Genomic DNA, 26128 nt, shown 5'->3' on the forward strand with positions numbered 1-26128 from the left:
ATACCCTTTAATTTACGGGTATAGTAATTTAGACACAAAAAAACCTGCCATTGGCAGGTTTTTTTATAACTAAATTATATTAGCTGTTCGCGTCGCTAAATGCTTTACATGCAGCTTTGTCATCACACTCGCCGTAAAGGTATAAAGAATGGTTGGTTAATGTAATACCGTTTTCTTGAGCTATTTCAAGCTGACGACGTTCAATCATTTCATCTTCAAACTCAACAACTTTTCCACACTTCAAACACACTAAGTGATCGTGGTGAGTACTGCCTGATAATTCGAATACCGACTTTCCGCCTTCAAAGTGATGACGGCTTACAATGCCTGCATCATCAAATTGGTTAAGTACGCGATATACAGTTGCAAGGCCAATTTCTTCACCTAAATCCAAAAGAATTTTGTAAACATCTTCAGCACTGATGTGTTGGTTATCTGGAGACTGTAAAATCTCTAAAATTTTAATACGCGGTAAAGTTACTTTTAAACCGGCTTTTTTAAGTTCCAAGTTATGATCAGTCATTAAATCTGTCTCAATTTTATTTGGTTATACTAGACATCTTGCAAAGATGCTCACGATACATAAGCAACAAATAGGATAACGTGCCTAGGCCTCAAGTGCAAAGAAGAAATGATTTATATTGCAGTAAATAAAGAAAACGCTAACTGTTTGATAACTATTTAAACAGTTAGCGATATTTTGGATAGGTTAATCAGCGAGTTCGCTTAAACACATTTCATCGAATACCTGCGCTGACCACGCTTTTACACGTTGCTCAGTGAGTTCTGGTTGGCGATCTTCATCAATACCTAAACCAACAAAGTGATTGTCGTCTGCCATACCTTTTGAGGCTTCAAAATCGTAGCCTTCAGTAGACCAGTGACCTACAACAATAGCACCACGTTCGGTGACAATATCGTTGATCATGCCCATAGCGTCTAAAAAGTATTCAGCATAATCTTCTTGATCACCACAACCAAAAATAGCAACAAGTTTGCCTTCAAAGTCTACCTCTTCAAGCTCAGGGAAAAAATCATCCCAATCACATTGTGCTTCGCCGTAGTACCACGTTGGAATACCAAATAAGATTAAATCAAAATCTGCAATCTCTTCTTTAGAGCTTTTTGCAATATCATGCACAGCCACAAGCTTTTTACCCAATTCTTTTTGGATCATTTTTGCTACGTGTTCTGTGTTACCTGTGTCACTTCCGAAAAAAATGCCTACACTTGCCATGGATTTACAACCTTTTATGTATCAATAGCCAATCTTTCTTGTAAAATCGTTTCAATCAGCGCACTGCGGCTAATATTTTGTGCATCTGCCATATCACTCAATGCTTGATATAACTGCGATGAAACTTTAAATTCAACACGTTTTAAACCACGTGCTTTATCTCTTTTTATTTGATTACGTTTATTAACCTTTAACTGCATATCCCGAGAAAGGGGGTTTGTTTTGGGTCTGCCTGGTCGTTTTTCGTATTCAAATAAATCAAGCGTTGTTCTATCTGTTTCTGACTTCGCCATGCCTAACCTACACCTGCGCCTTGCCAAAATACTTGAATAAGTCCTTTAGCAATAAAGCCTGAACAGCCTAAAAAGAGTACGGTCCATACTATATAGCGACCAAACTTTGGTACATTACCACTTTTAAGTACGTCTTTAATCGCCAAGCCGATGAATATCAAAATACCGGCTAAGCCAAAGTACAACCCTAGGGTATCAAATTCGTTAATTAACTGACTGACCATCAACGTATAACCTTTAAATTAAACGGCGCGTACTATAGCATAAAAATATTCATTTATTTAGTACGTACTTCTAAAAACAAGCGATTAAAATAACTTTAATTTTGAATCAAAAAATCACTAATTGCTTTATTAACTGCAATTGGCTTTTGGGCATGCAACCAATGCCCGGCACCATGAATGATTTTTGCATTGGTGTTTTTAAAACGGGTTGTAATTGCTGTACGGTGCTCAGGTAAAATATAGTCAGAGTCATTCCCTTTAATGAAAAGAGTATCACATAAACAAGAATTGTTTTCATTAACATTTGAAAGTATTTCTGAATATTTTTTATCAATAACAGGTAAGTTAAATCGCCACGTCAAGTTTCCTGCTGTATTTTTAGCTAAGCTTTTTAGTAAAAACTGACGAACTCCTAGCTCATCGATAAAAGGCTGCATTATTGCATCTGCATGCTTTCTGTCTTCAATATTTTCAGAGGCAACTGCGTTAAGTGCCTTCAATATCTCAGTATGTCGTGGCGGGTAGATAACGGGTGCAATATCCAGTACAACTAATTTTTCAATCAATTGCGGTTGAGTTAATGCAAGCTCCATTGCCACTTTTCCCCCCATCGAATGACCAATTATATGTGCTTTTTCTATATTTAAGTGTTGTAGTAACTCAACAATGTCTTTTGCCATAGCAGGGTAATTCATCTCGTCACTGTGAGGTGATAGGCCATGATTACGCAAATCTACATTAGTGACAGTAAAGTTTTCACTTAAAGGCTTAGCAATTACGTTGAGGTTTTCTAAAGAACCAAAAAGTCCATGTATTAAAATAACATTTGGGCCCTGCCCAAGTTGCTTATAATTTAGCTTCATACATTGCTCCTACAAATATCGCCTTAGTTTGCCGAGCTATACATAAAAAAGCAAAAAATAGTGCCTGATTAACCAATTTATCAGATAGATCTGCTAAAACTTAACCTATCGTTCGAGTAAAACCGGCTTAATCGGGTGTGGATGTTTGAAATGCATGGGAGTGCTTGTTGTAACTCGCATTTATTATTGGATTGGGTATAATCAGGCGTGAGAAAAAAATGTGACCCGTAATGACAGGAAGACCATGAAACAAATCGACATAGACGACGAGTTATATCAATATATTGCCAGCAACACGCAAAGTATTGGTGAAAGTGCATCCACAATTTTGCGTCGTTTATTAAATATGAGCGGCGAAAAACAATTAACCGCCGACGTAGAAATAATAAAAAATCAACAATTAACCACTGCATCTGCGGCATCTTCAGTATCTGTTGAGCCAGAGCTTCAACAAGCGGACACTGAGACCCCCAAAACTGTCACACCAGTGAAGCAAAAAAATGCTAACGTTTTTAATGTACTAAATAAAGAAGAACTGGCAATGCAGAAAGGCGTTGTGGGTCGTTTTTTGTTTATTTTAAGTGCATTTTATCGCACTCATAAATCTGATTTTGCGGCTGTGCTAGATATTAAAGGCCGCGACCGTGTTTACTTTGCAACAAGTAAAGAAGATTTAGTAAATAGTGGAAGTAGCATGAATCCAAAAAATATTACCGATAGTGAATATTGGGTTATGACTAACTCTAATACAACACGCAAAAAGATGATGCTTCACGAAGTTGCGCTTTGCCTAGGATACAGTGCAGAGCAAGCTGAAAAAATTCGCGATTACCTGTAAGGAAATATAATGGCTATTCACTCAGGCGCAGGCAAGACTGCACCACAATCGGCACTTGTTAATGTTCCTAAATTAGTTTCGGCCTACTATTTAAATGAGCCAGATTTAGAGCAAAACCCAGAGCATTGCGTTGCATTTGGTACATCTGGACACCGCGGTTGCTCATATGATGTGAAATTTAATGAATCCCATATTTTAGCAATTACCCAAGCAATTTGTGATTACCGTAAGCAAAACGATATTTTTGGACCGTTATTTTTAGGTAAAGATACACATGCGCTTAGTGAAGCTGCTTTCAACTCTGCAATAGAAGTGCTTGTGGCTAACGAAGTACAGGTAATTACTCAGCAAGACGGCGACTTTACACCCACTCCTGTTATTAGCCACGCGATAGTTTGCCATAACAAACTTAACCCAAATGAATTGGCTGATGGTATTGTTGTTACGCCTTCGCATAATCCTCCTGAAGATGGCGGCTTTAAATATAACCCACCTAACGGCGGGCCTGCTGATACAGACGTAACAAATTGGATTGAAGACAGGGCTAACAAATTATTACTTGAAGATTTAGTTGAGGTTGAATTATTTCCATTTGCTAAAGCTTCTCGATCAGGTTTTATTCGCTACGAAGATTTAATGACGCCGTACATTAACGACTTAGAAAATATCGTTAATTTAAAAGCGATTAGTGATGCAGGAATTAAAGTAGGTATTGACCCACTAGGTGGTTCAGGAATTAATTTTTGGCCTGTAATTGCGCAAAAATATAATTTAGATTTAACCGTAGTAAACGACAGTGTCGATCCGCGTTTTGCATTTATGCCACTTGATAAAGATGGCAAGATTCGTATGGATTGCTCTTCACCTTACTCAATGGCTAATTTAATTAAATTGAAAGATGATTTTGATATAGCGATTGGCAACGACCCTGATTACGACCGCCACGGCATTGTTACTCCAGATGGGTTAATGAACCCTAATCACTTCTTAGCTGTCGCTATTGATTACTTATTAAAACACCGCGAGTGGGATAGCAGCGTAGAAATAGGCAAAACACTCGTTTCGAGCTCGATGATTGATCGTGTCGTTGCTCGTAATGCGCGTAAAGTAAAAGAAGTTCCAGTAGGCTTTAAGTGGTTTGTTGAAGGCCTTAACAAAGGAAATCTTGCTTTTGGTGGCGAAGAAAGTGCAGGCGCTGCGTTTTTACGTTTTGATGGCAGCGTATGGTGTACCGACAAAGACGGATTTATCATGGGTTTACTTGCAGCTGAAATACTCGCAGTAACCGGTAAAACACCATCAGCGCTTTATAAAGAGTTAGAGCAAGAGTTTGGCTCCCCACTTTATAAGCGTTTAGATGCACCAGCAAGCAGCGCCCAAAAATCGCGCTTAAAAGCATTAAGTGCAGACGATGTAAAAGCCGATACATTAGCTGGCGAGCCTATTTTACAAAAGCTAACTCATGCCCCAGGTAATGATGCGGCCATTGGCGGCTTAAAAGTTGTCACAGAAAACGGCTGGTTTGCTGCTCGCCCATCGGGTACTGAAGATATTTATAAAATATACCTAGAATCGTTTAAAGGCGAAGCACATTTAGCTCTTCTAGAAAAAGAAGCTAAAAAGTTAGTTGACTCAGTAATTAGCTGATACCGCTTAAACTATGTAAAAACGGCTGAATTATTCAGCCGTTTTTTGTATCTCTCACACTATAAAGGGCTTTTATTATGTCAGCCACACCCGATTATTTAAATTTATTACAATCAACCGGGGATTTTCTAACCATTAGCCGAAATAACGAATGGCATTTAGCGCCTAGCCACTTTACGCTTAATAATGGTACCCAAGTTAATGTTCACGATACGGGCGTTATTGAGTTTCAGCCTGCGCTTACTACGTCAAAAGATATTGTGTTATCAAGTGCCGTACACGGTAACGAAACAGCACCTATTGAAATTTGTGATGAGCTAATAAAACAAATTATTTCGCAAAAGCTTGAGCTTAAACAACGAGTGCTTTTTATATACGGCAACCCTAAATCTATTAATATTGGTTTGCGTTTTGTAGAAGAAAACCTTAACCGTTTATTTAATGGCCACCACACAGTTGATGGTATTGAAATGAACGACGAACGTGTTCGAGCGGCAAAACTTGAAGGTTATGTAAGTGACTTTTTTGCTAGAGGCGAAAAGGGCAGTGAGCGTAGTCATTACGATTTGCATACGGCTATACGCGGGTCTAAAAATGAAAAGTTTGCCGTGTATCCATTTTTGCATGGCAAACCATGGAAAAAAACACAGCTACAATTTTTATTAAGCTGTGGTGTAAATACCGTTTTAATGATGAAGTCGCCAGCGACCACATTTAGTTATTATTCATCGTTTGTACATGGTGCAGATTCGTTCACAGTTGAGCTTGGGCAAGTAAAACCATTTGGGCAAAACGACATGACTCGTTTTGAAAAAACCAGAAAAACGTTAATTGCATTAATTAGTCAAAGTAAAGTTGAATACCCGCAATTTAATGCAAAAGACTTTGAGCTGTTTGCTGTTCACCGTACAATTAATCGCACTCAAGATGATTTTAGTTTCCCTTTTTCTGATGATGCAGAGAACTTTACGGGTTTTGCAAAAGGAGAACTCCTCGCAACAGACGGTGATACTCTCTATTATGCAGACGTTGAAGGCGAGGCTATCATATTCCCAAATGCAAAAGTAGCACTAGGACAACGTGCATTATTAACAGTTGTTCCAATGGAGATAGACAGTAACTTTGTATAATCAAACTCATTAGACCTCTTTAAGCCGCAAGTTAACTCACTGATTACTAAAGATTTAAGTGGCTGTATTGTTAACTTGCCACTTATTTAACCAATATTTACTTTTGTTTCGTCACAGATTTGTTGAATAACACTTTACGTTAACGTAAAGTGTTGGCAGCTTTAATTAAATATAGTGCAGATATTGCAAAGTTTATTCAGCAATAATCACCCATAATAATAATGTAAAAGGGGCACTATGTTACTGACAACAACAGAAGGTAGGTTATGAGTAATCCAAATAACGTATCGCTGAATATTAACCATGCGCTAGAATTTATTGACGGCAATGCGCTTAATATTCCAACCCTTAGTATTTTAACTGAGGATGGCGACATTCACCCAAGTGCGACAGCACCCGCTATTTCAAAACATACCGCAATTAAACTTTATGAAACTATGCGTTTTATACGTTTATTAGATGAGCGTATGCAAGGTGCTCAACGTCAAGGGCGTGTAAGCTTTTATATGCAATGCTTAGGCGAAGAAGCTGCCGTTACGGCATCTGCTGCTGCGCTTGATCAAGAAGACATGATAATGGCGCAATACCGTGAGCAAGCTGCACTTCATTACCGCGGTTTTACGCTAGACCAATTTATGAACCAAATGTTTTCAAATGAATTAGATTTAGGCAAAGGTCGTCAAATGCCAATTCATTATGGTTCTAACGAATTAAATTATATGACAATTTCTTCTCCACTTGGCACACAAATACCACAAGCGACAGGGTATGCATATGGACAAAAAGTAAAGCATATAGATGCGAAAACAGGCGAACTTGCAAGCACCATTGACAACGTGACTATTTGTTACTTTGGCGAAGGTGCTGCATCTGAAGGTGACTTTCATGCCGGATTAAACATGGCTGCAGTGCATAAAGCACCCGTGATATTTTTTGCACGTAACAACGGTTATGCTATTTCGACCCCAGCAGATGAGCAATTTAAAGGTGATGGTATTGCTTCGCGTGGCGTAGGTTATGGCATCAAAACAATTAGGGTAGATGGTACAGACGCACTAGCTGTGTTTGCAGCAACGCAAAAAGCCCGTGAAATTGCCTCTACACAAGGCGAACCTGTTTTAATTGAATCAATAGCTTATCGTTTAGGTGCTCACTCAACGTCAGACGATCCAAGTGGTTATCGTTCAAAAGACGAAGAAGCGAATTATAAAACATGCCCAATAGAAAAATTTAGAAAGTGGCTAGTAAAACAAGAGTGGCTTAACGAAGAAGACGATTTAAAAGCGAAAGAGTCTATACGTGAAGATATTTTAGCCGCCCTAAAGCGTGCAGAAGTAGTGCAAAAGCCTGCTTTAGAGGAATTGGTGTCAGATGTTTACGACACGCCTATACCATCACTTGTTCGTCAATATAATGAACTAAAAGAACATATACAAAAGCACCCAGATGCTTACCCAGTTACTGCAGGGAGAATTAAGTAATGGCTAAAATGAACATGCTACATGCAATTAATTCAGCTCTTGATATAACCATGAATGAACACCCGCAAGCGTGCATATTTGGCGAGGATGTCGGGTATTTTGGTGGTGTATTTAGAGCAACCTCAGGTTTACAAGAAAAATACGGTAAACACCGTGTATTCAACACGCCTCTAACAGAGCAAGGTATACTGGGTTTTGCCAATGGTTTAGCAGCTTTTGGTGCACCAGCACTAGCAGAAATCCAATTTGCAGATTATATCTTTCCAGCATTTGACCAAATAGTAAACGAGTCGGCTAAGTTTAGATATAGAAGCGGAAACGAGTTTAATGTTGGTAACTTAACTATACGTACCCCATATGGTGGTGGTATTGCAGGTGGCTTGTATCATTCGCAATCACCAGAAGCTTACTTTGCACATACACCTGGTTTAAAAATAGTGGTGCCACGTAACCCATATCAAGCTAAAGGTTTACTGCGTGCAAGTATTAAAGATGACAATCCGGTTATATTTTTTGAGCCTAAACGTTTGTACCGCGCATCAACGGGTGAAGTACCTGAAGAAGATTATTCAATAGAGTTAGGTAAAGCTGAAGTCGTGCAAGAAGGCAGTGACATTACAGTACTTGCTTGGGGCGCTCAAATGGAAATTATTGAAGATGCTGCAAAACAAGCAAGCGAGCAAGGCATACATTGTGAGGTTATAGATTTACGTAGTATTTTGCCGTGGGATATAGACACAATTGCTAAATCAGTCACTAAAACTGGCCGTTTAGTGATAAGCCATGAAGCACCTATTACAAATGGATTTGGTGCAGAAATTGCCGCCTCAATTCAACAAGCGTGCTTCCTCCATTTAGAGTCACCTATTTTACGTGTGTGTGGTTTAGATACACCTTACCCACTGGCGCTTGAAAAAGAGTACGTGCCTGATGCGCTCAAAGTATTAGCTGCAATTAAACAATCAATGGATTTTTAGGGGTTCCCATGGCTAAAGATTTTATATTACCCGATATTGGTGAAGGCATTGTTGAGTGTGAAGTGGTTGAATGGCTGGTACAAGAGGGTGATAGCGTTTGTGAAGATCAACCCATCTGTGACGTGATGACCGACAAAGCCCTAGTACAAATACCTGCTGTGCACGATGGAGTAATTACAAAGCTCTATCATCAAAAAGGCGAAATAGCTAAAGTGCATGCACCCTTGTTTGCAATGGATGTAGCAGGCGAAGCGGCTGACGTTGAAACGCAAGAGCATAATAGTGCACCCCAAAACAACAATACAGCTGAACAATTAGAAGATTTTATTTTACCAGATATTGGCGAAGGGATTGTTGAGTGCGAAATAGTCGACTGGTTAGTAGCCGAAGGCGATGAAATTGAAGAAGATCAAGCTGTTTGTGATGTAATGACTGATAAAGCCCTTGTGCAAATACCGGCCAAGTACACCGGTGCCGTACAAAAGCTGTATTATCAGAAAGGCGAAATAGCTAAAGTACATAGCCCACTGTTTCAAATGACTATTGCTGGAAGTGCACCTAAACAAAACATAGATGTAAACCAAGCCGTAGTAAAAGCGCAAACAAATGCAGCAGAGCAAGCAGCACCAGTAAAAGTTAATCAAACAGTAAAAGTGGTTAACACAAAAGCCGTTGCATCACCGGCTGTTAGACGAAAAGCACGTGAGCTTGATGTTGATTTAACACAAGTGCCGGGTAGTGGTAAAAATGGACGTATCTATAAACAAGATATAGAAGAGTTTATTAAAGGTGAAGTACCTAACAGTATTGATACATCACCGCTTAATAGCAATGTAGCCAACACACAAACTAATACGCAGAGCTCTGGCGTGCGTGTAGAGCCAATTAAAGGCATAAAAGCGGCGATGGCAAAACAAATGGTTGCTTCTGTTTCAACCATTCCACATTTTACATTTTGTGATGAAATAGATTTAACAGACCTTATTGCACTAAGGGCTTCAATGAAGGAGCAGTATAAAGCACAAGGCGTTAAACTCACTATGATGCCTTTCTTTGTTAAAGCCCTTTCGCTTGCGATGAAAGAATTCCCAGTTCTGAATTCTAAAGTAAATGATGATTGCTCAGAGCTTACTTATTTTAACGATCATAATATTGGTATAGCAGTCGATTCTAAAATTGGCTTACTGGTGCCTAATATTAAGTCGTGCCAGAGTAAAAATATTGTTGATGTGGCCAATGAGCTTACACGCCTTACTGAGTCCGCTCGCGAAGGGCGAGTACCACCTGAAGACTTAAAAGGCGGTACTATTAGCATTTCAAACATAGGTGCAATTGGCGGCACAATTGCCACACCAATTATTAATAAACCTGAAGTTGCTATTGTAGCGCTAGGTAAATTGCAGCATTTACCACGCTTTGATGAAAACGGCCATGTTGTGAGTAAGGCCGTTATGCAAGTTAGTTGGTCTGGTGATCACCGTGTTATTGATGGCGGAACAATTGCTCGCTTTAATAACTTATGGAAATCGTACTTAGAAAATCCATCGGCAATGATGATGGCAATGAGCTAGCAAGTATTGTAAGTTAATAAAAAACCGGCAACTTGCTGGTTTTTTGTTTTAAAGCAAAGCGTTTTTAATTAAGATACAGATGTTACTAAAAAGTAATTTAAAGACCCCGTTAGGGAATATAAAAAATAACACTAAGGAAATTTTATGGAACATTATATGAACGCGCTGCGTAGCTACGCAGATTTTTCAGGACGTAATCGCCGCAAAGCATTTTGGATGTTTTACTTAATCAACCTTTTGATATCTTTAGCTCTGGGCGTGGTTGATGAGTTAATGGGCGTAGCTGTGATTGGTACTATTTACAGTCTAGCATTGTTAATACCTCAATTAAGCGCTGGCGCACGTCGTTTACACGACACAGGCCGCTCAGGCTGGTGGCAGCTTCTTTGGTTAGTGCCAATTATTGGTTGGATTGTTTTAATTGTATTCCTTGCACAAGACTCGCATGAAGGCGAAAACGATTTTGGTCCTAATCCAAAAGAGTTAGCAGCAGAACCTGCTGCTGTATAAAGTAAAGTTTTAACCTAAAAAAGCTCAGTGTTCGCTGAGCTTTTTTATGCCTAAAATTTAATACGAAATAAAATATAAACCATAGCCAACCCCCAGAGCAGGAAGTGCTGTATATAAAGTGGCTATTATTGCGGCTTTTGGGGCTAACGCAATTGCAGGAAATAACGCATCTCCGTCGTTTGAAATTGCATTGGCTGTTAAAGCACTAAATGGAATGATGCCCTGTATATAAAGCGTGGTGACAATTATTTGCGGCCCACAACCTGGTAAAAAACCAATGAATACAGCAATCAGCGGTGCTAAATAAGCGTAATGGGCAAACCATGTTTTTAAATCAAATCCGGCTACATTTACGAGTATTTCAAATAACATAAATGATGCCACTACCCATGCAGTCACAAAGTGTGTGTCTTGTAGCACTTTCACCACTTTAGAAGGAGGGTTACATTCATCCTCCTCACTGGTAATTTGTTTATATGTTTCGCCTTTAGACGAGTAAGCCCATACCGTGACAATAAATAGAGCCATGCCCGCACCAAAAAAATGTATTCCAGTGCTTGTGTATTTTCCAAATTGGTTAAAGTCCACGTTAAATGCGATTAAAAACGCGATGATTAAACTTGGAAAAATCGCCAACATCCAAACAGGCTTACTGACTCTAATAATGCGGTTAGGCAATATTTTAACTTGGCGCGTTTGCTCTTTTAAAGAAGGGCGTAAAAAGTCGTGTTTATGGACTGTATTAACAACAGCACCACATATTGTTCCAACAACTAATCCTATAGCCATTATTACAGCGCCCTCAGAAGGGCGTGTAGCTAAAAGTAAAAATGCAGCATCGCCCATTGTTGCTGTTAGTACGGCAACAATAGCGCCAAAACTTGCTTGGCCTTTGGTAAATTGTGTAACCACTATTATAGCGCCCCCGCAGCCAGGTAAGGCACCTAATAAAGCCGCAAAAAAGACCTCTAATGCCGGTGATTTGGCACTTAGATAACTAAGCTCCAACTGAGGTAAACGCTCAATAGCGTAGTAATAAATTAGTAACGTAGCAGCAACAAATACACTGACTTGAAAAAACGCGTCGCTTAGTGTGGTAATTGCAACATCACGAAGTGATGGCACAGCAAAGCATACCAACAAAAAAAGAGGGAGTAATAAGCGTTTATTTTGGCTAACAAAGCGTTTTGAAGAAGGCGTAATTAATCCTATTTGAACTATTGAGGTCATATAGTGTTACCAATTAAATAAACAGGGTAACACTGTATATTCTTAGTAAATGATAATCAATATCATTTGGTGTATTTAAACCGATTACTCACTTTGAGTTTTTCGATGTTAAATTTTAGACTATTTGCGTTGAAATTCTGAGTTTGCATTCCAAGTAGGCCATTGCTGTTGCTCAGAAATATCAAAACCGACTTTATAAAATAATTGTAAGTCTTGAACAGCGCCCGATAAATCCCACTCATCGCGGTAACGGTCACAAGGCTGGTGGTAACAGCCGCGTAATACTAAGCTCATTCGTTTACGATAATTAGCCGTTTCTTCATCGGCTGCTTGTGTACCACCACCAGCGTACATTGCAGGTATGCCCATGTTAGCAAAAGCAAAATGATCAGAACGGTAATAACCACCCGATGATGGTTTAGGATCGCCCGATAAAGTTCTGCCTTGAACTGTTGCAGCATTCGCTAAGAACTCATCCATTTGAGACTTACCAATGCCTACCACACTCATATCTTTCACTTTGCCTAATAAATTTAAGCTGTCCATGTTAATGTTAGCAACCGTCTTGTTTGCGGCAATAACAGGATTTGCGGCGTAATACTTAGAGCCAAGTAACCCTTGCTCTTCTGCGGTTACTGCTAAAAATGTCATTGAGCGGCTAGGGTGCTTAGGTAATTTAGTAAATGCCTCTGCAACTTCTATTAAGCCTGCAGTACCCGTTGCGTTATCGTGAGCACCGTTATAAATTTGGTCACCTTTACGACTTGTATCTGTGCCTAAGTGATCCCAATGCGCTGAATATATTACATGCTCATCTGGCATTTCGCTGCCCGGTAATGTCGCAATAAAGTTGTAAGACACAGACGTTTTAATTGTATTACTCACATTTACAGAGGCGGTTAAATCACCCATATCAACATTATAAGCACCTTTAGCAGCATTTTGTTTTACAGTATCAAAATCTAAACCCGCTTTACTGAAAAGCTCTTTAGCCACATCACTAGTAACCCAACCTTCTACAGCAACACGGTCCATATTGTTGTTTTCTTTTTGAAAACCAAATTGCTCGCCACTCCACGAGTTCTCTACAACCGACCAAGGGTATGAAGCGGGTGCTGTTTCGTGAATAATAATTGCGCCTGCAGCACCTTGGCGACTTGCCTCTTCATATTTGTATGTCCAACGACCGTAGTAAGTCATGGCATCGCCCGTAAATAAAGCCGGATCTTTAGTTGCAAAACCAGGGTCGTTCACAAGCATGACCACGGTCTTACCTTTCACGTCAATCCCTTCGTAGTCGTTCCAGTTATACTCTGGTGCATTAACGCCGTAGCCTACAAATACAAGCTCAGAGTTTTCAATGCCTTCTTTTTCACTAATGCGGCTACTGCCCATAACCATGTCTTTTTTGTATTGGTAATCTTTGCCACCAATTGATAAAACCATGTTTGAATCAGCTTCTAGTGATACAAGGGGGACTTCTTGTAAAAAGCTATCACCATTGCCAGGCTCAAAACCCAATGCTTTAAATTGGGTTGTTAAATAATCTAATGTTAGCTTTTCGCCAGGTGACGAAGGCGCTCGGCCACCAAATTCGTCAGATGCCAATACTTTTATGTGTTTTGCTAACTCATCGGCTTTAATACTGTTATAGCCATTAGTTACATCTGAAGGAGTTATGCTTGTTGCTGCACAGCCAGCTAAAACAGCGCTGGCAAGAAGTGTGAGAGATAAATTGCGTTTCATATTCACTCGATTATTGTTTTAAGATTAAATAAGTATATTAACTTCTATTAAGTAGGGCTAGCTTTTGCGGTAAACTGTTACAAAATTAAAGGCCTATACAAGTTAGAAATTTATAATAATGAAGCGTTTTACTCCTCCTGAACAATGGCAACCCAACTGCCTAAAAACGGGTGCATTTAATCACCTAAACAGCTTGTTTAAACTTAATGAGCAAACTCAATGGCCTTCAGCAAAATGGTTTACTCCTTATTTAAATGCAACGAACGAGAATAATTTACCCATACAGTTTGTTGACGATGCACAAATAGACTTTGCTGAGCGCTATTACGAACAAGTAATTTTTGAAACTGGTGAAGTACCCACACGGACAGAAAATTGGCACGATCTATTCGGTGGTTTTATTTGGTGCTTATTTCCTAAAACAAAATCACTTATAAATCATCGGCATGTGCAAGACATTGCCGAATATGGTTTAACTAAGCGCACAAAACACAGAAACGCACTCACACTATTTGATGAATGTGGTGTTGTACTAGCCATTAGTGACAGTAAATGGCAAACCTGGCTACGTGCACATGAATGGCAAAAAACATTTATAGAGCACCGCCATGAGTGGGGGCAGTCAATTCAGGCTTTTATGTTTGGTCATGCCAATTATGAAATGCTTACTCGGCCCTATATAGGGCTTACAGGGAAAGCATTGTTTATAAATGTGCCCGATGAAATATTTTGTAAAGATTTAGCAACTCAATACCAGTACCTTGATCAAGTACTTTATGAGAAGATTAAATTAGAGCATTGCCTAGCCGATAACTCACAACTTTCGCCATTACCATTATTAGGTGTACCAGGCTGGCATGAAGACAATGAAAACGACACATTTTACAATAATACGGATTACTTTAGACCCAAACGAAGGACATGCGCATGATAGAAGTTGCCGGGCTTAAAAAACGTTTTAAGCTAACCAAAGACCATAAAAAAAATAAAATAGACGATATAGACCCCCGCGAAGATAAAGACTACTTTCATTCAGTCCGAGACGTCAGTTTTCGCTGCGCAGAAGGTGAAGTATTAGGGTTGTTAGGGCCCAATGGGGCAGGTAAAACAACCACGTTAAGAATGATCTCAACAGCATTAAAACCAGATGAAGGTTCTATTACAATTGCTGGCAACGACATTGTTAAAAAACCTCTTTTAGGGCGAAAGTCTATCGGCTTTTTATCAGGCTCTACCGGTTTATACGGGCGTTTAACTGTAAAAGAAAATATTGAATATTTTGCTAAACTCCACGGGATGAAAAAAAGCGATATAGCCTCACGTTGTGATGAGCTTTTCACGTTACTTGATATGCATAAATTTATAGATAAACGTGCTGAAAATTTATCAACAGGTATGAAACAAAAAGCAAATATAGCCCGTGCAGTTGTTCATCGCCCAGCGGTGGTTGTGCTCGATGAACCCACAACAGGTCTAGACATCATGACCACACAAACAGTGATCGAATTTATCAAAGGTTTAAAATCACAAGGTACACCGGTTATTTTCTCTACTCATCATTTAGATGAAGTTGCATTGTTATGTGACCGCGTAGCGGTAATTAACGAAGGTATAAGCTGCTTTGATGGCACCGTTGAAGCGTTTAAACAAGCCGGAAACAGTGAAGAGTTAAACCAAGCGTTTATGAACATATTAACGGAGAAGCATAATGTTTGAAGTATATAAAAAGGAATTAAAAGAGCTCCTTCGCGACAAGAAAACGCTGATGTTTGTTGTGTTATTGCCAGTACTTATTTTTCCAGTCATTTTTGCTATTGTAGCGTTTATTGGTACGCAAGCAGCTCTTGATGCCGATCAAAAAGTGAATACATACGTAATTATTAACGGCGAATACGCACAAGAATTTACCGACAAAGTGTTTTACCACAAAAGCTTTAAACTTTATAAAGGCAGTAAAACCTTTAATACAATAGAAGAGCTCAAAGCAGGTGTTACTGCCGGTGACATAGATATGGGTATTTACTTGCCAAGTAATGCCGTAAAAACGCTCGACTGCGGCGAGCAAAGTAAATGGCAAGTTGTATTTAACGACGCTAAATCAATAAACTTTTTATTTGATCGGGTCAAAGAGCTAGCGCAAGAATACAGCGACGTATTGCAAGCCGAAAAATTAAAAAGCTTTGGGATAGAAGAGTCTGCGCATAAATCTATTCTTAACCCTATTGAAGTTGTGAAAGTAGATACAGCCGATAAACGTGAAAACTTAGGCGAAAAAATAGGTGCTTATTTACCTTATTTACTTATCCCATTGGTTTTAATGGGAGCTACTTACCCAGCAATTGACTTAGGGGCAGGTGAAAAAGAACGCGGAACATTAGAAACATTGTTACTTACACCCATAACACGCACAGAGCTGGTACTTGGTAAGTTTATTACATTACTGACTACCTCTATTGCATCAACCACTATTACGGTTGTGAGTATGGGGTGTTGGGTTGCAGTGGCACTGGCGTTTGCTGACTTAGATTTTATTAAAACGGCTTTTAGTACCTTGGCAGTAACTGATTTACTGATGATTTTTGTATTATTACTTCCACTGGCTGCCATATTTTCTTCTTTAGCGCTAGCTATCTCAATTTATGCGCGAACGTTTAAAGAAGCACAAAATTATATGGCTCCGTTAAGTATGGGGGTGTTTTTCCCTATCATTATTTCAATAATGCCAAATATGGAATTGACAGCTAAAACCGCATTTATCCCGGTCACTAACGTTGCATTAGCCATTAAAGACATCATTAAAGGCACTGTTGACTACACCTTTGTAGGGCTAATATTTTTAGCAACCGTACTTATTGCAGGGGCGCTACTCGCATTTTGTGTTAAATGGTTTAACCGAGAAGATGTACTATTTAGATAGTGTTTCTGTTTGTAAAAAAGCATCACTTAAGTGGTGCTTTTTTGTTTTAGAATCAAGGTAAGGATTAAAACGTATTACGTGTACTAAAGTCAGCAGTTATTAAGTTGCTGACTTATTGGGTTTAGACGTGTTATCACTCATTTGTGGCGATGATATGTTAGATATGTCGGCGCTATCTAAAACTGTATGTGTATCTGACCAGTGAAGTAGTTCTATTTTGCCGTCAGCTTGTTCTACTAATGCAGTGCAGTTTTCTATCCAGTCTCCGTCGTTGGAATACACTATGCCGTCGCACACTTTTATTTTAGGGTGGTGTATGTGCCCACAAATAATGCCATCTACATTTTGCTTTTTGGCTTCATGAATAGCGGCGTCTTCAAACGCATTTATTGCTTCACGAGCTTTATGAACCCGTGCTTTTATCCACGACGCTAACGACCAATAATTACCCCCAAACAACTTTCTTATTTTATTGCTCCAACGATTTAAAAATAAAAGTAAATCGTAGCCAGTATCGCCTGCAATGCTAATAATTTTGTTATAGCGAGTTGCGCTATCAAAATCATCACCGTGAACCAGTAAAAAACGCTTATTTGCTTGAGTTACATGAATATACTGCTGGTGGACTTCTATGCCTAACAAGGTTTGATTTATATAATTTCTAAACGTTTCGTCGTGGTTTCCTGGTATATATATTACCTGTGTTCCGTTGGCTGCTTTTTGTTGAATGCAATTTAATACTTGATAGTGAGAAGGGTGCCAATAAAACTGGCGCTTCATTGACCATAAATCAATAATGTCACCCACTAAATATAAAACATCAGTGTCGACAGAGTTGAGAAAGTTGAGTAAATAATCAGCTTTACAATCTTTATAGCCAAGGTGAACATCTGATATCCATATAGCAGGGTATTTAGCTTGTTGTTCAGCGCCTTTCATAGTGTCCCTCATTAGTTCTGTTAACTATAAATTACTTTAGAGAGAAAAAATGACAGTTACACGACACTTTTAGTAAAGCTATATGACACAAAATTCAGCCATAAAAAAACCGCTAAAAAAGCGGTTTTTATATTAACGTTATTGAAAAACGAGTAAGTGTTTAGGCTTGCATAGCCGCTTTAATGCTTTCGATTGCGGTATCTATGTCGATCATAAGTTTTTCACCTGTGCGACGGTTTTTAAGCTCGACTTTATTTTCGTCAAGGTTACGCTCGCCAATTACTAGCGTGAAAGGCACGCCTATAAGTTCCATGTCGTTAAACATGACACCAGGTCGCTCTTTACGGTCGTCAAATAACACATCTACACCAGCATCTTTCAAACCTTGATAAAGGTTGTTAGCAATATCAGGAATACGATGCGATTTATGCATGTTCATTGGTACAATTGCTAGATCGAATGGCGCAATAGACTGCGGCCAAATAATACCGTACTTATCGTTGTTTTGCTCAATAGCAGCAGCCACAATACGCGATACACCCACACCGTAACAACCCATGGTCATTACTTGATTTTTACCATCTTCGTTTAACACACCGGCTTTCATGGCTTCTGAGTATTTAGTACCAAGTTGAAATATATGGCCTACTTCAACACCACGTTTAATTTGTAAAGTACCTTGACCACATGGGCTTGCATCACCTTCAACAATATTACGGATATCTGTAACTTCGTAGTTTGTTACATCACGATCCCAGTTAATACCGCTAAAGTGCTCGTCATCTTTATTAGCGCCGGCTACAAAATCAGCCATTACATTTGCTGTTCTATCAACAATAATAGGTATTGATAAACCAACAGGGCCAAGTGAACCTGGTTTTGCACCAATAGCAGCAATAATGTCTGCCTCTTTTGCCATTTCAAGAGGTGAGTCAACTAACGGGTGCTTTTCTGCTTTTAATTCGTTTAACTCGTGATCGCCACGTATAACAAGCGCAACTAAACCGCGTTGTTCGTTTTCATCTGGCGCACCATAAACAATTAAAGTTTTAACACTACGATGTGGTTTAACACCGTAATGCTTTTTAAGCTCTTCAATTGTTTTAGCATCTGGAGTAGGGAATGCTTTTAGCTCTTTGCTTGCTTCTGGGCGAGGCTCAGTGGGTGCAAGGGCTTCGGCTTTTTCAATGTTAGCCGCGTAATCGCTACCATCACTAAATGCGATAGCGTCTTCGCCTGATTCGGCTAAAACATGGAATTCGTGAGATACACTACCACCTATAGAGCCTGTATCGGCAATTACAGGGCGGTAATTAAGGCCTAAACGTTCAAAAATATTACAGTATGCTTTGTGCATTGCTTGGTAAGTATTATTTAAACATTCTTCGCTTAAATGAAACGAATAAGCATCTTTCATGGTGAATTCACGTGCGCGCATTACACCAAAACGAGGGCGTCGTTCGTCACGTACTTTAGTTTGTACTTGGTATAAAGTAAGCGGTAACTGCTTGTAGCTATTCACTTCTTTACGAACAAAATCAGTGATCACTTCTTCATGGGTAGGACCAAGGGCAAATTCACGATTGTGACGGTCTGTAAAGCGCATGAGCTCTGGACCAAATTCGCTCCAACGGCCAGATTCTTCCCATAAATCAGCAGGCTGAATAACAGGCATCAGCATTTCTATTGCGCCTGCTTTGTCCATTTCTTCACGAACAATGTTTTCAACTTTACGCAAAACGCGTAAACCAGAGGGTAACCAAGTGTATAAACCCGAAGCGACGCGGCGGATCATACCGGCTCTAAGCATTAACTGATGCGATACAATTTCAGCATCTGAAGGCGTTTCTTTAAGTGTTGCGAGTATATATTGACTGGTACGCATTATATTTCCGAAATAGAGTAATATGTTCTTTTAATAGAGCTTAAGTTTACCAGCGGTTGCTTTTACACAAAAGCGCTAAGTGAGTTATTTAGCTTTTTTCTATACTTGTTACTAGGTTGTGATCGCCATTAACGTGCCAGCGAATATTATAATCATACAATGTCATTCCATAGCTCTGCTCACCGTCTTTTTGTTTTTTGTAAGCAGGGCGTGGATCTTGTTTTAAAACATTACTAATAAAGTTTAATAAATCAGGGTATTGAGTTTGCTGCTCAATGAATAAAGTCACCTCGGGGGTAAACTCTACACTCATTTGTGTTTCTGGGCGTGTATCTGCAAAACCAGCACTTGCGTCAAGCATGGCATCTGAGTAAGGCAAGTAGGGCTTTATGTCGATGATGGGCGTGCCATCAAGTAGGTCTATTCCGGCAAGTAATAAACTTAGTTGGCCATTTTTATATTCTATACCCTCAAGCTTTACTGCGCTCATACCAATGGCGTTTGGTCTGAAAGTAGCGCGGGTTGCAAATACACCTTTGCGTTCATTACCGCCTAAACGAGGTGGGCGCACCATGGCTGAGTAGCCTTTATCTGCGGTTTCATGAAAGCGAAACAATAACCAAATGTGTGTAAATTCATCAATGCCGCGTACAAATTCTTCGCGATTAAAGTCAGGCGCAAAAATAAGTTTGGCTTTAGCTTCAGGCACTAAACGCGGCTGTCTTGGAATGGCAAACTTTTGTTTATAGGGAGATTGTATATGGCCAACGGCCGAAATGCTGTAGTCGCTCATGTCACTCAAGTACAAATAGAATAGAGATTTATTCTACCTGTATTTAGATGCTATCGCATTAATACTAAGAATTTTATTTAGACCTAGTGGTTTAAAATCAATTTTAGACTGAGTGGTTTATATTTGATGAAAAAAAGGTAAGCTTTAGCTTACCTTTGTTAAATATAGTGTTTACAGTTTAAAACATGTATTGCAACGATACAGATGCGACATCCATATCAGGGTCAATATCGTCGTCTAATTTGTAACGTTCGTACTCTAAACGCATTTGTACATTGCTTGAAAAGGCAAACTCTAGACCTGCACCATAAAATGCATCACCGCCATCTTGCGATGTAGATATGCTTCCAATTGGGAGTTCTTGTTTTATATCAGCATCCCATTCTAACCAACCACCTTTAGCGTACACAGAAAAGCTTTCAGTTAGGGGAATACCCAAGCGCGCGGCCAATGACACACCATCAATCTCTGCTTTACTGTCAATGTCGCTAACTTCATCAAAATTTTGATAAGCCAGCTCTACACTCAAATACTCATTAAATTGTGTACCAATGTATCCTTTTAGCATTTGGGCATCATCATCAAAGTCAGTATCGTTTTCACTGTCTTCAAACTCAAAAGAATATTGTCCGTAGCCTATACCGGTATAAATACGCGGAGAATCAAAATCTGAAATATCTGCCTGTGCTGCAGAATTAAAACCAAGCGTTGCTAGCGCTAGTGCTGAAAGAGAAAGTGATTTAATCATTAAATAGCTCCTTTAAAAAAATAATATGATTTGATTTATTCAAACTTCAATTACTTAGTTGCAGTGAACATGCCAATGATTAAATAGTTCAACAAACCAGCAAAACTAGTTATTTAGGATTGGATTTTTGGGTTGGTTAGTTTTTTTATTAAACAAATCGCTAAATAGTGGCACTTAGCGATTTTAAATAAATTGTATTTTTTACAATACATTAGGTGGTTTTTACAGTGCAAAAATTAGCTAATGCGTAACTACACTTGATGAAGTAAGTTTTCTGTTTCTATCGCAATTTCTTTCATCTTAATCGCGTAATTTTCTAATTTTATATCTTCATTGGTAATCGCTTTAAACTCTGGTACTGCAACGGGGTAACCCGTTTCATCCATGGCGACAAAGCTTATTACACAATGGTTGGTTTCAACCATGTTTTGTGTTTTAGGGTCGCCGCATCGAACTTGTATAAATATTTGCATACTTGTTTTACCGGTATGCGCTATTTTTGCTTCTACTTCTACTATTTGCCCAACCAAAATAGGGCGTCTGAATTTAACACCCGCCACCGATACGGTTACACAATAATGACCACTCCAGCCAGCGGCACAGGCATAGCCAGCTTGGTCAATCCACTTCATAACCACACCACCATGCACTTTTCCTCCAAAATTAACATCGGTGGGCTCTGCTAAAAAACGAAAAACAACATTTGACGACGGCATAAACTTTACTCTTTTTATTAATTATATAATCAGCATAGCGCAAAAAAGGGGCCGAAGCCCCTGCAATTTAGGATATGTTTATAATTTATATGTAAAAGATACTACATATTGGGGTAATTTGGACCGCCAGCACCTTCAGGTGTAACCCATGTTATGTTTTGGCTTGGATCTTTAATGTCACAGGTTTTACAGTGCACACAGTTTTGTGCATTAATGACAAACCCGTTTTTACCTTCTATTTCTTGCACTTCATAAACACCCGCTGGGCAATAGCGCTGTGCGGGTTCATCATATTTTACAAGGTTAACGTGTATTGGAATTGATGCGTTTTTAAGTTTTAGATGACAAGGTTGAGACTCTTCATGGTTAGTATTTGATAAAAACACACTTGAAAGTTTATCAAAACTCAGTGACCCATCAGGCTTGGGGTAATTTATTTTTTCAGCAATGTTAGCATCAACAAGAGTAGAGTAGTCTGGTACGTTGTCTTTAAAGGTAAACGGTAAAGCACCATTAAATACATTCTGATCGAGTGTGTTATATGCACCCCCTAAAAACTTACCTAGTTTATGCATTACCGGACCAAAGTTACGCGACTGGTAAAGTTCTTTATAGGCCCAAGATTGTTCAAATCGTATGCGGTAATTTTTTAAGTCAGTATTTGCTTGTTCATTTTGAAGTGCTTCAAAAATGACTTCAGCGGCTATCATTCCCGATTTCATTGCCGTGTGATTTCCTTTAATTTTTGCAAAATTTAAAGTACCAGCATCACAGCCTACTAATAATCCACCAGGAAAATGCATTTTAGGTAAAGAATGAAATCCACCTTTTGCAATAGCGCGCGCCCCATAAGCAATTCGCTCACCACCTTCAAGCACCTGTTTGAAAACTGGGTGATGTTTCATTCGCTGAAATTCATCAAACGGGCTTAAATGCGGGTTTGTGTAATTTAAATCAACAATTAAGCCAACAACGACCTGATTATTTTCGCTATGATACATAAATGCACCGCCGCTCGTATCACCACTTAACGGCCAACCTGTGCCATGAACTACTTTACCTTGTTGATGCTTAGACTCATCTACTTGCCATATTTCTTTAAAACCTAAGCCATAATGTTGAGGCGATGAGTCAGCATCAAGTGCAAACTGGTTTATAAGTTGTTTGCCTAAATGGCCTCGGCAACCCTCAGCAAAAATAGTATATTTAGCTCTTAGCTCCATGCCAGGCATGTAGCCGTCTTTTTCGTTTCCGTCTTTATCAACACCCATGTCTCCTGTAACAATGCCTTTTACAGTGTCGTCTTCAATAATGAGTGAATGCGCACTAAAGCCTGGAAATATTTCTACGCCTAAACTTTCAGCTTGCTCTGCAAGCCAACGGCATACGTTACCCATTGACACAATATAGTTGCCATTATTATGAAACGTTTTAGGTGTAGCAAAGTGGGGGATTGACGTTGCTTTTTCTTCATTATTAAACCAATAAATTTCATCATTGGTTACTTTTGTAGTGACTGGTGCGCCTTGTTCTTGCCATTTGGGCAGTAACTCATCTAAAGCTTTGGTTTCAAAAACAGCTCCCGATAGAACATGTGCGCCCACTTCAGAGCCTTTTTCAACAACACAAATCATGCACTCTTGTTGTTTTTCTTGTGCAAGTTGTGCGAGTTTTATTGCACTAGCAAGTCCCGCAGGTCCAGCGCCTACAACAACTACATCAAATTCCATGGTTTCACGTTCGACCATAATAACCTCTTTATTTATGACGGACTCACTCAATACTGCATCAGTATTTGAATAAGGTGTTCAGCCTATTTATTACAATGCAAATTTTTCGTTACAGGCTGTGAATAGTTAAAGGTTATTTTAGGTTGACGTTTACGTCAACAGGAAGTAGTCTGATTTCATAAAATAAATAGGTTGACGTACACGTTAGGTTGTAGGTTTAAATAATTATGGAGTTCCTATGAAAGTTCTTGTACCAATAAAACGCGTTATAGATTACAACGTAAAAGCGCGTGTCAAAAGTGACAACAGCGACGTAGATTTAGCCAACGTCAAAATGGCGATGAACCCGTTTTGTGAAATAGCAATTGAAGAAGCTATTCGCTTAAAAGAAGCGGGTACTGCCACTGAAGTGGTAGCTGTTACTATTGGCGCTAAAACGTCGCAAGAACAATTACGTACAGCGCTTGCACTGGGTGCAGATAAAGCAATTCACATCGAAACCGATGAAAAATTAGAGTCATTACACATTGCTAAATTACTTGCAAAAATAGTAGAGCAAGAAGCCCCTGAGCTTGTAATCTTAGGCAAGCAATCGATTGATTCAGATAATAATCAAACAGGGCAAATGCTTGCAGCCTTGACTAATCGTGGGCAAGGTACGTTTGCTTCTAAGGTCGTTGTCGCTGATGGCAAAGTAAATGTAACGCGTGAAGTAGACGGCGGTTTGCAAACGGTAGCCCTTTCATTGCCTGCCATTGTTACGACAGATTTACGTTTGAACGAACCTCGTTATGCATCACTACCCAACATAATGAAAGCAAAACGTAAGCCCCTTGATGTAATAGCAGCAGATTCTTTAGGCGTAGACCTAACACCGCGTGTTCAGCTTGTTAGCGTAGAAGAACCCGCTAAACGCAGTGGCGGTATTATTGTAGAAGACGTTACACAACTTGTAGAAAAATTAAAAACAGAGGCAAAGGTGATTTAAATGAAAACACTTGTAATTGCAGAGCACGATAACGGTGCCTTAAAACCAGAAACCTCAAAAACAATTAACGCCGCTGTTAAATTAGGCTTAGACGTAGATGTACTTGTTGCAGGTTTAAATATAGGCGCTATGAGCGAAAAGCTAGCGAGTATTGCAGGTGTTAATGCGGTACTTACAGCAGACAACGCTGTTTATGAGCATCAACTAGCTGAAAGCATGACAGACTTAGTATTGAGCCTTGCTGATAACTACAGTCATATTGTGGCAAGCGCCACTACCACGGGCAAAAATTTTATGCCACGCGTTGCAGCGCTTTTAGATGTCGCTCAAATTTCAGAAATAATTGATGTAATCGATGCCGATACGTTTAAACGCCCAATTTATGCAGGTAATGCTATCGCCACAGTAAAATCACTTGATAGCAAGAAAGTTATTACTGTTCGTGCAAGTAGTTTTGATCTTCAAGGTGATCAAGCTCAAGCGCCTGTTACTACTGTAGAAATGGTGTCTGCTTCACAGTTAAGTCGTTTTGTAAGTGTTGAACAAACTGAATCTGAGCGCCCTGAACTTACTGCAGCTGATGTAGTTATATCGGGTGGCCGTGGCATGCAAAATGGTGAAAACTTTGCATTACTGAATGGTATTGCAGATAAGCTGGGGGCTGCTATTGGAGCATCGCGTGCAGCAGTTGATGCAGGCTTTGTACCTAATGATATGCAAGTGGGGCAAACAGGTAAAATTGTAGCGCCTAACCTGTATATTGCTGTGGGTATTAGCGGTGCTATTCAACACCTTGCGGGTATGAAAGACTCAAAAGTGATTGTCGCAATTAACAAAGACCCTGATGCGCCTATTTTTCAAGTAGCAGATTACGGGCTCGTTGCCGATTTATTTGATGTGTTACCGCAATTAGAAAGCGCACTATAGTCATTTATTAAAACTATTCTGGTTGAAAGCCGTGGTGCCTTATGGGTGCTGCGGCTTTTTTTATACGCTAAGTTATTGTTATAAAAAAACCAGCCAATTTGAAGTGACCCCCAATAGTTGGACAATCCAATTACTGGGGGTCTTTTTATGTCCAAGTACAAAAGAATATTTAAGTTAAAGCTCGCACAACTTGCTGAGCAGGAAAACTCTGAAGCATTAAGTAGAAAGTACAATATTAGCGCTCGGCTTATTCGTTATTGGTTTCAGGTCTACCTGCTTAATGGGTCAAAGAGTTTTATCCATAAACAGTTACCTTATTCAGGCGGGTTCAAAATTCATGTGCTCGAGACGATGGAAATTAATGATTGGTCTTTGGGTTATACTAGCGCCTATTTCGACTTATCATCCCCAGGTATTTTATTTCAATGGCAAAAGCTTTATGCTCACGGGGGTATAACCCGACTAAAACCAAAGAAAAAAGGTAGGCCTCGCGTGACGAATCATTCTTCAACTCCTAAACCATCAGCAGACATGTCTGAAAAAGAGCTCAGGGAAGAATTGGATTATCTACGTGCAGAGAACGCAGTCTTAAAAAAGTTAGAAGCCTTGGCTCAGGCCAGAAAGAAAAAAGCAAAGACAAAACGATAGTTGTCGAAGAGCTCAAGGCAAAATACAGCTTACAACACTTATTAAAGGTCACAGGGCTTCCCAAGAGTGTGTATTATTACCATCGTAATA

26 protein-coding genes are annotated in these 26128 nt (G+C 39.4%); 13 read left to right on the plus strand and 13 right to left on the minus strand.

What is annotated here, in order from left to right; genetic code table 11:
- Window positions 1–79 precede the first annotated feature (79 nt).
- The 5 genes from fur to ATS76_RS18140 all read right to left on the minus strand — a co-directional run bounded on the left by fur (window position 80) and on the right by ATS76_RS18140 (window position 2617).
- Complete coding sequence (fur, locus tag ATS76_RS18120) at window positions 80–523, minus strand: ferric iron uptake transcriptional regulator (RefSeq protein ID WP_006794887.1); 444 nt, start codon at window positions 521–523, stop codon at window positions 80–82.
- Between the two features lie 186 nt (window positions 524–709).
- Complete coding sequence (fldA, locus tag ATS76_RS18125; protein ID WP_058553201.1) at window positions 710–1237, minus strand: flavodoxin FldA; 528 nt, start codon at window positions 1235–1237, stop codon at window positions 710–712.
- 14 nt (window positions 1238–1251) lie between these two features.
- A complete protein-coding gene (ybfE, locus tag ATS76_RS18130; protein ID WP_002962928.1) occupies window positions 1252–1530 on the minus strand; it encodes a LexA regulated protein in 279 nt (92 codons plus the stop codon).
- Window positions 1531–1532: 2 nt separating this feature from the next.
- Window positions 1533–1754 carry a DUF2788 domain-containing protein gene (locus ATS76_RS18135; RefSeq protein WP_006793041.1) on the minus strand — a complete coding sequence of 74 codons (222 nt, stop codon included), beginning with the start codon at window positions 1752–1754 and terminating at the stop codon, window positions 1533–1535.
- A 95-nt stretch (window positions 1755–1849) separates the two neighbouring features.
- Window positions 1850–2617, minus strand: coding sequence for an alpha/beta fold hydrolase (locus tag ATS76_RS18140; protein ID WP_058553202.1), 768 nt, complete (start codon window positions 2615–2617; stop codon window positions 1850–1852).
- A gap of 244 nt (window positions 2618–2861) precedes the next feature.
- On the opposite strand from ATS76_RS18140, the gene seqA reads away from it, so the two are divergent.
- The 7 genes from seqA to ATS76_RS18175 all read left to right on the plus strand — a co-directional run bounded on the left by seqA (window position 2862) and on the right by ATS76_RS18175 (window position 10771).
- Window positions 2862–3455, plus strand: a complete 594-nt coding sequence (gene seqA, locus ATS76_RS18145; RefSeq protein ID WP_058553203.1) for a replication initiation negative regulator SeqA — start codon at window positions 2862–2864, stop codon at window positions 3453–3455.
- A 9-nt stretch (window positions 3456–3464) separates the two neighbouring features.
- On the plus strand, window positions 3465–5102 hold the full coding sequence (gene pgm / locus ATS76_RS18150) for a phosphoglucomutase (alpha-D-glucose-1,6-bisphosphate-dependent) (RefSeq protein ID WP_058553204.1): 1638 nt from the start codon (window positions 3465–3467) through the stop codon (window positions 5100–5102).
- 77 nt (window positions 5103–5179) lie between these two features.
- On the plus strand, window positions 5180–6232 hold the full coding sequence (gene astE, locus ATS76_RS18155; RefSeq protein WP_058553205.1) for a succinylglutamate desuccinylase: 1053 nt from the start codon (window positions 5180–5182) through the stop codon (window positions 6230–6232).
- 266 nt (window positions 6233–6498) lie between these two features.
- Window positions 6499–7713, plus strand: a complete 1215-nt coding sequence (locus ATS76_RS18160; RefSeq protein ID WP_058553206.1) for a thiamine pyrophosphate-dependent dehydrogenase E1 component subunit alpha — start codon at window positions 6499–6501, stop codon at window positions 7711–7713.
- A complete protein-coding gene (locus ATS76_RS18165) occupies window positions 7713–8690 on the plus strand; it encodes an alpha-ketoacid dehydrogenase subunit beta (protein WP_058553207.1) in 978 nt (325 codons plus the stop codon). Before ATS76_RS18160 ends, ATS76_RS18165 begins: the two co-directional genes overlap by 1 nt.
- Before the next feature lie 8 nt (window positions 8691–8698).
- Complete coding sequence (locus tag ATS76_RS18170) at window positions 8699–10261, plus strand: dihydrolipoyllysine-residue acetyltransferase (RefSeq protein ID WP_058553208.1); 1563 nt, start codon at window positions 8699–8701, stop codon at window positions 10259–10261.
- A gap of 144 nt (window positions 10262–10405) precedes the next feature.
- Window positions 10406–10771, plus strand: coding sequence for a DUF805 domain-containing protein (locus tag ATS76_RS18175; RefSeq protein WP_006793033.1), 366 nt, complete (start codon window positions 10406–10408; stop codon window positions 10769–10771).
- Between the two features lie 57 nt (window positions 10772–10828).
- Here the strand turns inward: ATS76_RS18175 and ATS76_RS18180 are convergent, their stop codons facing one another.
- Entirely contained in the window at window positions 10829–12001 is a 1173-nt protein-coding gene (locus ATS76_RS18180; protein ID WP_058553209.1) for a putative manganese transporter, read from the minus strand.
- 120 nt (window positions 12002–12121) lie between these two features.
- Window positions 12122–13747 (minus strand): M28 family metallopeptidase, encoded by a 1626-nt coding sequence (locus tag ATS76_RS18185; RefSeq protein WP_058553210.1) that lies wholly within the window; start codon window positions 13745–13747, stop codon window positions 12122–12124.
- Between the two features lie 118 nt (window positions 13748–13865).
- Between ATS76_RS18185 and ATS76_RS18190 the strand changes: the two genes are divergently transcribed.
- The 3 genes from ATS76_RS18190 to ATS76_RS18200 are packed head-to-tail and all read left to right on the plus strand — an operon-like array spanning window position 13866 to window position 16664.
- Window positions 13866–14678 carry a DUF3025 domain-containing protein gene (locus ATS76_RS18190; RefSeq protein ID WP_058553211.1) on the plus strand — a complete coding sequence of 271 codons (813 nt, stop codon included), beginning with the start codon at window positions 13866–13868 and terminating at the stop codon, window positions 14676–14678.
- Entirely contained in the window at window positions 14675–15463 is a 789-nt protein-coding gene (locus ATS76_RS18195) for an ATP-binding cassette domain-containing protein (protein WP_058553212.1), read from the plus strand. The genes ATS76_RS18190 and ATS76_RS18195 overlap by 4 nt, the downstream gene beginning before the upstream one ends.
- Complete coding sequence (locus ATS76_RS18200; protein ID WP_058553213.1) at window positions 15456–16664, plus strand: ABC transporter permease; 1209 nt, start codon at window positions 15456–15458, stop codon at window positions 16662–16664. Before ATS76_RS18195 ends, ATS76_RS18200 begins: the two co-directional genes overlap by 8 nt.
- Before the next feature lie 99 nt (window positions 16665–16763).
- On the opposite strand, the gene ATS76_RS18205 is transcribed toward ATS76_RS18200, so the two are convergent.
- The 6 genes from ATS76_RS18205 to ATS76_RS18230 all read right to left on the minus strand — a co-directional run bounded on the left by ATS76_RS18205 (window position 16764) and on the right by ATS76_RS18230 (window position 23493).
- Window positions 16764–17603, minus strand: coding sequence for a UDP-2,3-diacylglucosamine diphosphatase (locus ATS76_RS18205; RefSeq protein ID WP_058553214.1), 840 nt, complete (start codon window positions 17601–17603; stop codon window positions 16764–16766).
- Between the two features lie 160 nt (window positions 17604–17763).
- Window positions 17764–19488, minus strand: a complete 1725-nt coding sequence (locus ATS76_RS18210; RefSeq protein ID WP_058553215.1) for a proline--tRNA ligase — start codon at window positions 19486–19488, stop codon at window positions 17764–17766.
- A gap of 88 nt (window positions 19489–19576) precedes the next feature.
- Entirely contained in the window at window positions 19577–20281 is a 705-nt protein-coding gene (tsaA, locus tag ATS76_RS18215) for a tRNA (N6-threonylcarbamoyladenosine(37)-N6)-methyltransferase TrmO (protein WP_058553216.1), read from the minus strand.
- Window positions 20282–20459: 178 nt separating this feature from the next.
- Window positions 20460–21029: an outer membrane beta-barrel protein gene (locus ATS76_RS18220; RefSeq protein ID WP_058405586.1), complete on the minus strand. Its 570-nt coding sequence runs from the start codon at window positions 21027–21029 to the stop codon at window positions 20460–20462.
- Window positions 21030–21280: 251 nt separating this feature from the next.
- Window positions 21281–21745, minus strand: a complete 465-nt coding sequence (locus ATS76_RS18225) for an acyl-CoA thioesterase (RefSeq protein ID WP_058553217.1) — start codon at window positions 21743–21745, stop codon at window positions 21281–21283.
- Between the two features lie 101 nt (window positions 21746–21846).
- A complete protein-coding gene (locus ATS76_RS18230) occupies window positions 21847–23493 on the minus strand; it encodes an electron transfer flavoprotein-ubiquinone oxidoreductase (RefSeq protein ID WP_058553218.1) in 1647 nt (548 codons plus the stop codon).
- Between the two features lie 220 nt (window positions 23494–23713).
- On the opposite strand from ATS76_RS18230, the gene ATS76_RS18235 reads away from it, so the two are divergent.
- The 3 genes from ATS76_RS18235 to ATS76_RS18245 all read left to right on the plus strand — a co-directional run bounded on the left by ATS76_RS18235 (window position 23714) and on the right by ATS76_RS18245 (window position 26038).
- Complete coding sequence (locus ATS76_RS18235; RefSeq protein ID WP_058553219.1) at window positions 23714–24463, plus strand: electron transfer flavoprotein subunit beta/FixA family protein; 750 nt, start codon at window positions 23714–23716, stop codon at window positions 24461–24463.
- A complete protein-coding gene (locus ATS76_RS18240; RefSeq protein ID WP_058553220.1) occupies window positions 24464–25390 on the plus strand; it encodes an electron transfer flavoprotein subunit alpha/FixB family protein in 927 nt (308 codons plus the stop codon).
- A gap of 147 nt (window positions 25391–25537) precedes the next feature.
- Window positions 25538–26038 (plus strand): transposase, encoded by a 501-nt coding sequence (locus tag ATS76_RS18245; protein ID WP_058552002.1) that lies wholly within the window; start codon window positions 25538–25540, stop codon window positions 26036–26038.
- Window positions 26039–26128 lie beyond the last annotated feature (90 nt).

The organism is Pseudoalteromonas sp. 10-33, from assembly GCF_001469195.1.
In the GTDB taxonomy this organism is placed as follows: domain Bacteria; phylum Pseudomonadota; class Gammaproteobacteria; order Enterobacterales; family Alteromonadaceae; genus Pseudoalteromonas.

What these genes read in the sequence shown, in the direction of transcription:
- ATS76_RS18200 (WP_058553213.1), top strand. Translation starts at nt 15,456, where the DNA reads ATGTTTGAAGTATATAAAAAGGAATTAAAAGAGCTCCTTCGCGACAAG.
- ATS76_RS18225 (WP_058553217.1), bottom strand. Translation starts at nt 21,745, where the DNA reads ATGCCGTCGTCAAATGTTGTTTTTCGTTTTTTAGCAGAGCCCACCGAT.
- fldA (WP_058553201.1), bottom strand. Translation starts at nt 1,237, where the DNA reads ATGGCAAGTGTAGGCATTTTTTTCGGAAGTGACACAGGTAACACAGAA.
- ybfE (WP_002962928.1), bottom strand. Translation starts at nt 1,530, where the DNA reads ATGGCGAAGTCAGAAACAGATAGAACAACGCTTGATTTATTTGAATAC.
- ATS76_RS18135 (WP_006793041.1), bottom strand. Translation starts at nt 1,754, where the DNA reads ATGGTCAGTCAGTTAATTAACGAATTTGATACCCTAGGGTTGTACTTT.
- ATS76_RS18210 (WP_058553215.1), bottom strand. Translation starts at nt 19,488, where the DNA reads ATGCGTACCAGTCAATATATACTCGCAACACTTAAAGAAACGCCTTCA.
- fur (WP_006794887.1), bottom strand. Translation starts at nt 523, where the DNA reads ATGACTGATCATAACTTGGAACTTAAAAAAGCCGGTTTAAAAGTAACT.
- ATS76_RS18175 (WP_006793033.1), top strand. Translation starts at nt 10,406, where the DNA reads ATGGAACATTATATGAACGCGCTGCGTAGCTACGCAGATTTTTCAGGA.
- tsaA (WP_058553216.1), bottom strand. Translation starts at nt 20,281, where the DNA reads ATGAGCGACTACAGCATTTCGGCCGTTGGCCATATACAATCTCCCTAT.
- seqA (WP_058553203.1), top strand. Translation starts at nt 2,862, where the DNA reads ATGAAACAAATCGACATAGACGACGAGTTATATCAATATATTGCCAGC.
- ATS76_RS18160 (WP_058553206.1), top strand. Translation starts at nt 6,499, where the DNA reads ATGAGTAATCCAAATAACGTATCGCTGAATATTAACCATGCGCTAGAA.
- ATS76_RS18165 (WP_058553207.1), top strand. Translation starts at nt 7,713, where the DNA reads ATGGCTAAAATGAACATGCTACATGCAATTAATTCAGCTCTTGATATA.
- ATS76_RS18230 (WP_058553218.1), bottom strand. Translation starts at nt 23,493, where the DNA reads ATGGTCGAACGTGAAACCATGGAATTTGATGTAGTTGTTGTAGGCGCT.
- pgm (WP_058553204.1), top strand. Translation starts at nt 3,465, where the DNA reads ATGGCTATTCACTCAGGCGCAGGCAAGACTGCACCACAATCGGCACTT.
- ATS76_RS18195 (WP_058553212.1), top strand. Translation starts at nt 14,675, where the DNA reads ATGATAGAAGTTGCCGGGCTTAAAAAACGTTTTAAGCTAACCAAAGAC.
- ATS76_RS18190 (WP_058553211.1), top strand. Translation starts at nt 13,866, where the DNA reads ATGAAGCGTTTTACTCCTCCTGAACAATGGCAACCCAACTGCCTAAAA.
- astE (WP_058553205.1), top strand. Translation starts at nt 5,180, where the DNA reads ATGTCAGCCACACCCGATTATTTAAATTTATTACAATCAACCGGGGAT.
- ATS76_RS18240 (WP_058553220.1), top strand. Translation starts at nt 24,464, where the DNA reads ATGAAAACACTTGTAATTGCAGAGCACGATAACGGTGCCTTAAAACCA.
- ATS76_RS18220 (WP_058405586.1), bottom strand. Translation starts at nt 21,029, where the DNA reads ATGATTAAATCACTTTCTCTTTCAGCACTAGCGCTAGCAACGCTTGGT.
- ATS76_RS18170 (WP_058553208.1), top strand. Translation starts at nt 8,699, where the DNA reads ATGGCTAAAGATTTTATATTACCCGATATTGGTGAAGGCATTGTTGAG.
- ATS76_RS18205 (WP_058553214.1), bottom strand. Translation starts at nt 17,603, where the DNA reads ATGAAAGGCGCTGAACAACAAGCTAAATACCCTGCTATATGGATATCA.
- ATS76_RS18180 (WP_058553209.1), bottom strand. Translation starts at nt 12,001, where the DNA reads ATGACCTCAATAGTTCAAATAGGATTAATTACGCCTTCTTCAAAACGC.
- ATS76_RS18235 (WP_058553219.1), top strand. Translation starts at nt 23,714, where the DNA reads ATGAAAGTTCTTGTACCAATAAAACGCGTTATAGATTACAACGTAAAA.
- ATS76_RS18245 (WP_058552002.1), top strand. Translation starts at nt 25,538, where the DNA reads ATGTCCAAGTACAAAAGAATATTTAAGTTAAAGCTCGCACAACTTGCT.
- ATS76_RS18185 (WP_058553210.1), bottom strand. Translation starts at nt 13,747, where the DNA reads ATGAAACGCAATTTATCTCTCACACTTCTTGCCAGCGCTGTTTTAGCT.
- ATS76_RS18140 (WP_058553202.1), bottom strand. Translation starts at nt 2,617, where the DNA reads ATGAAGCTAAATTATAAGCAACTTGGGCAGGGCCCAAATGTTATTTTA.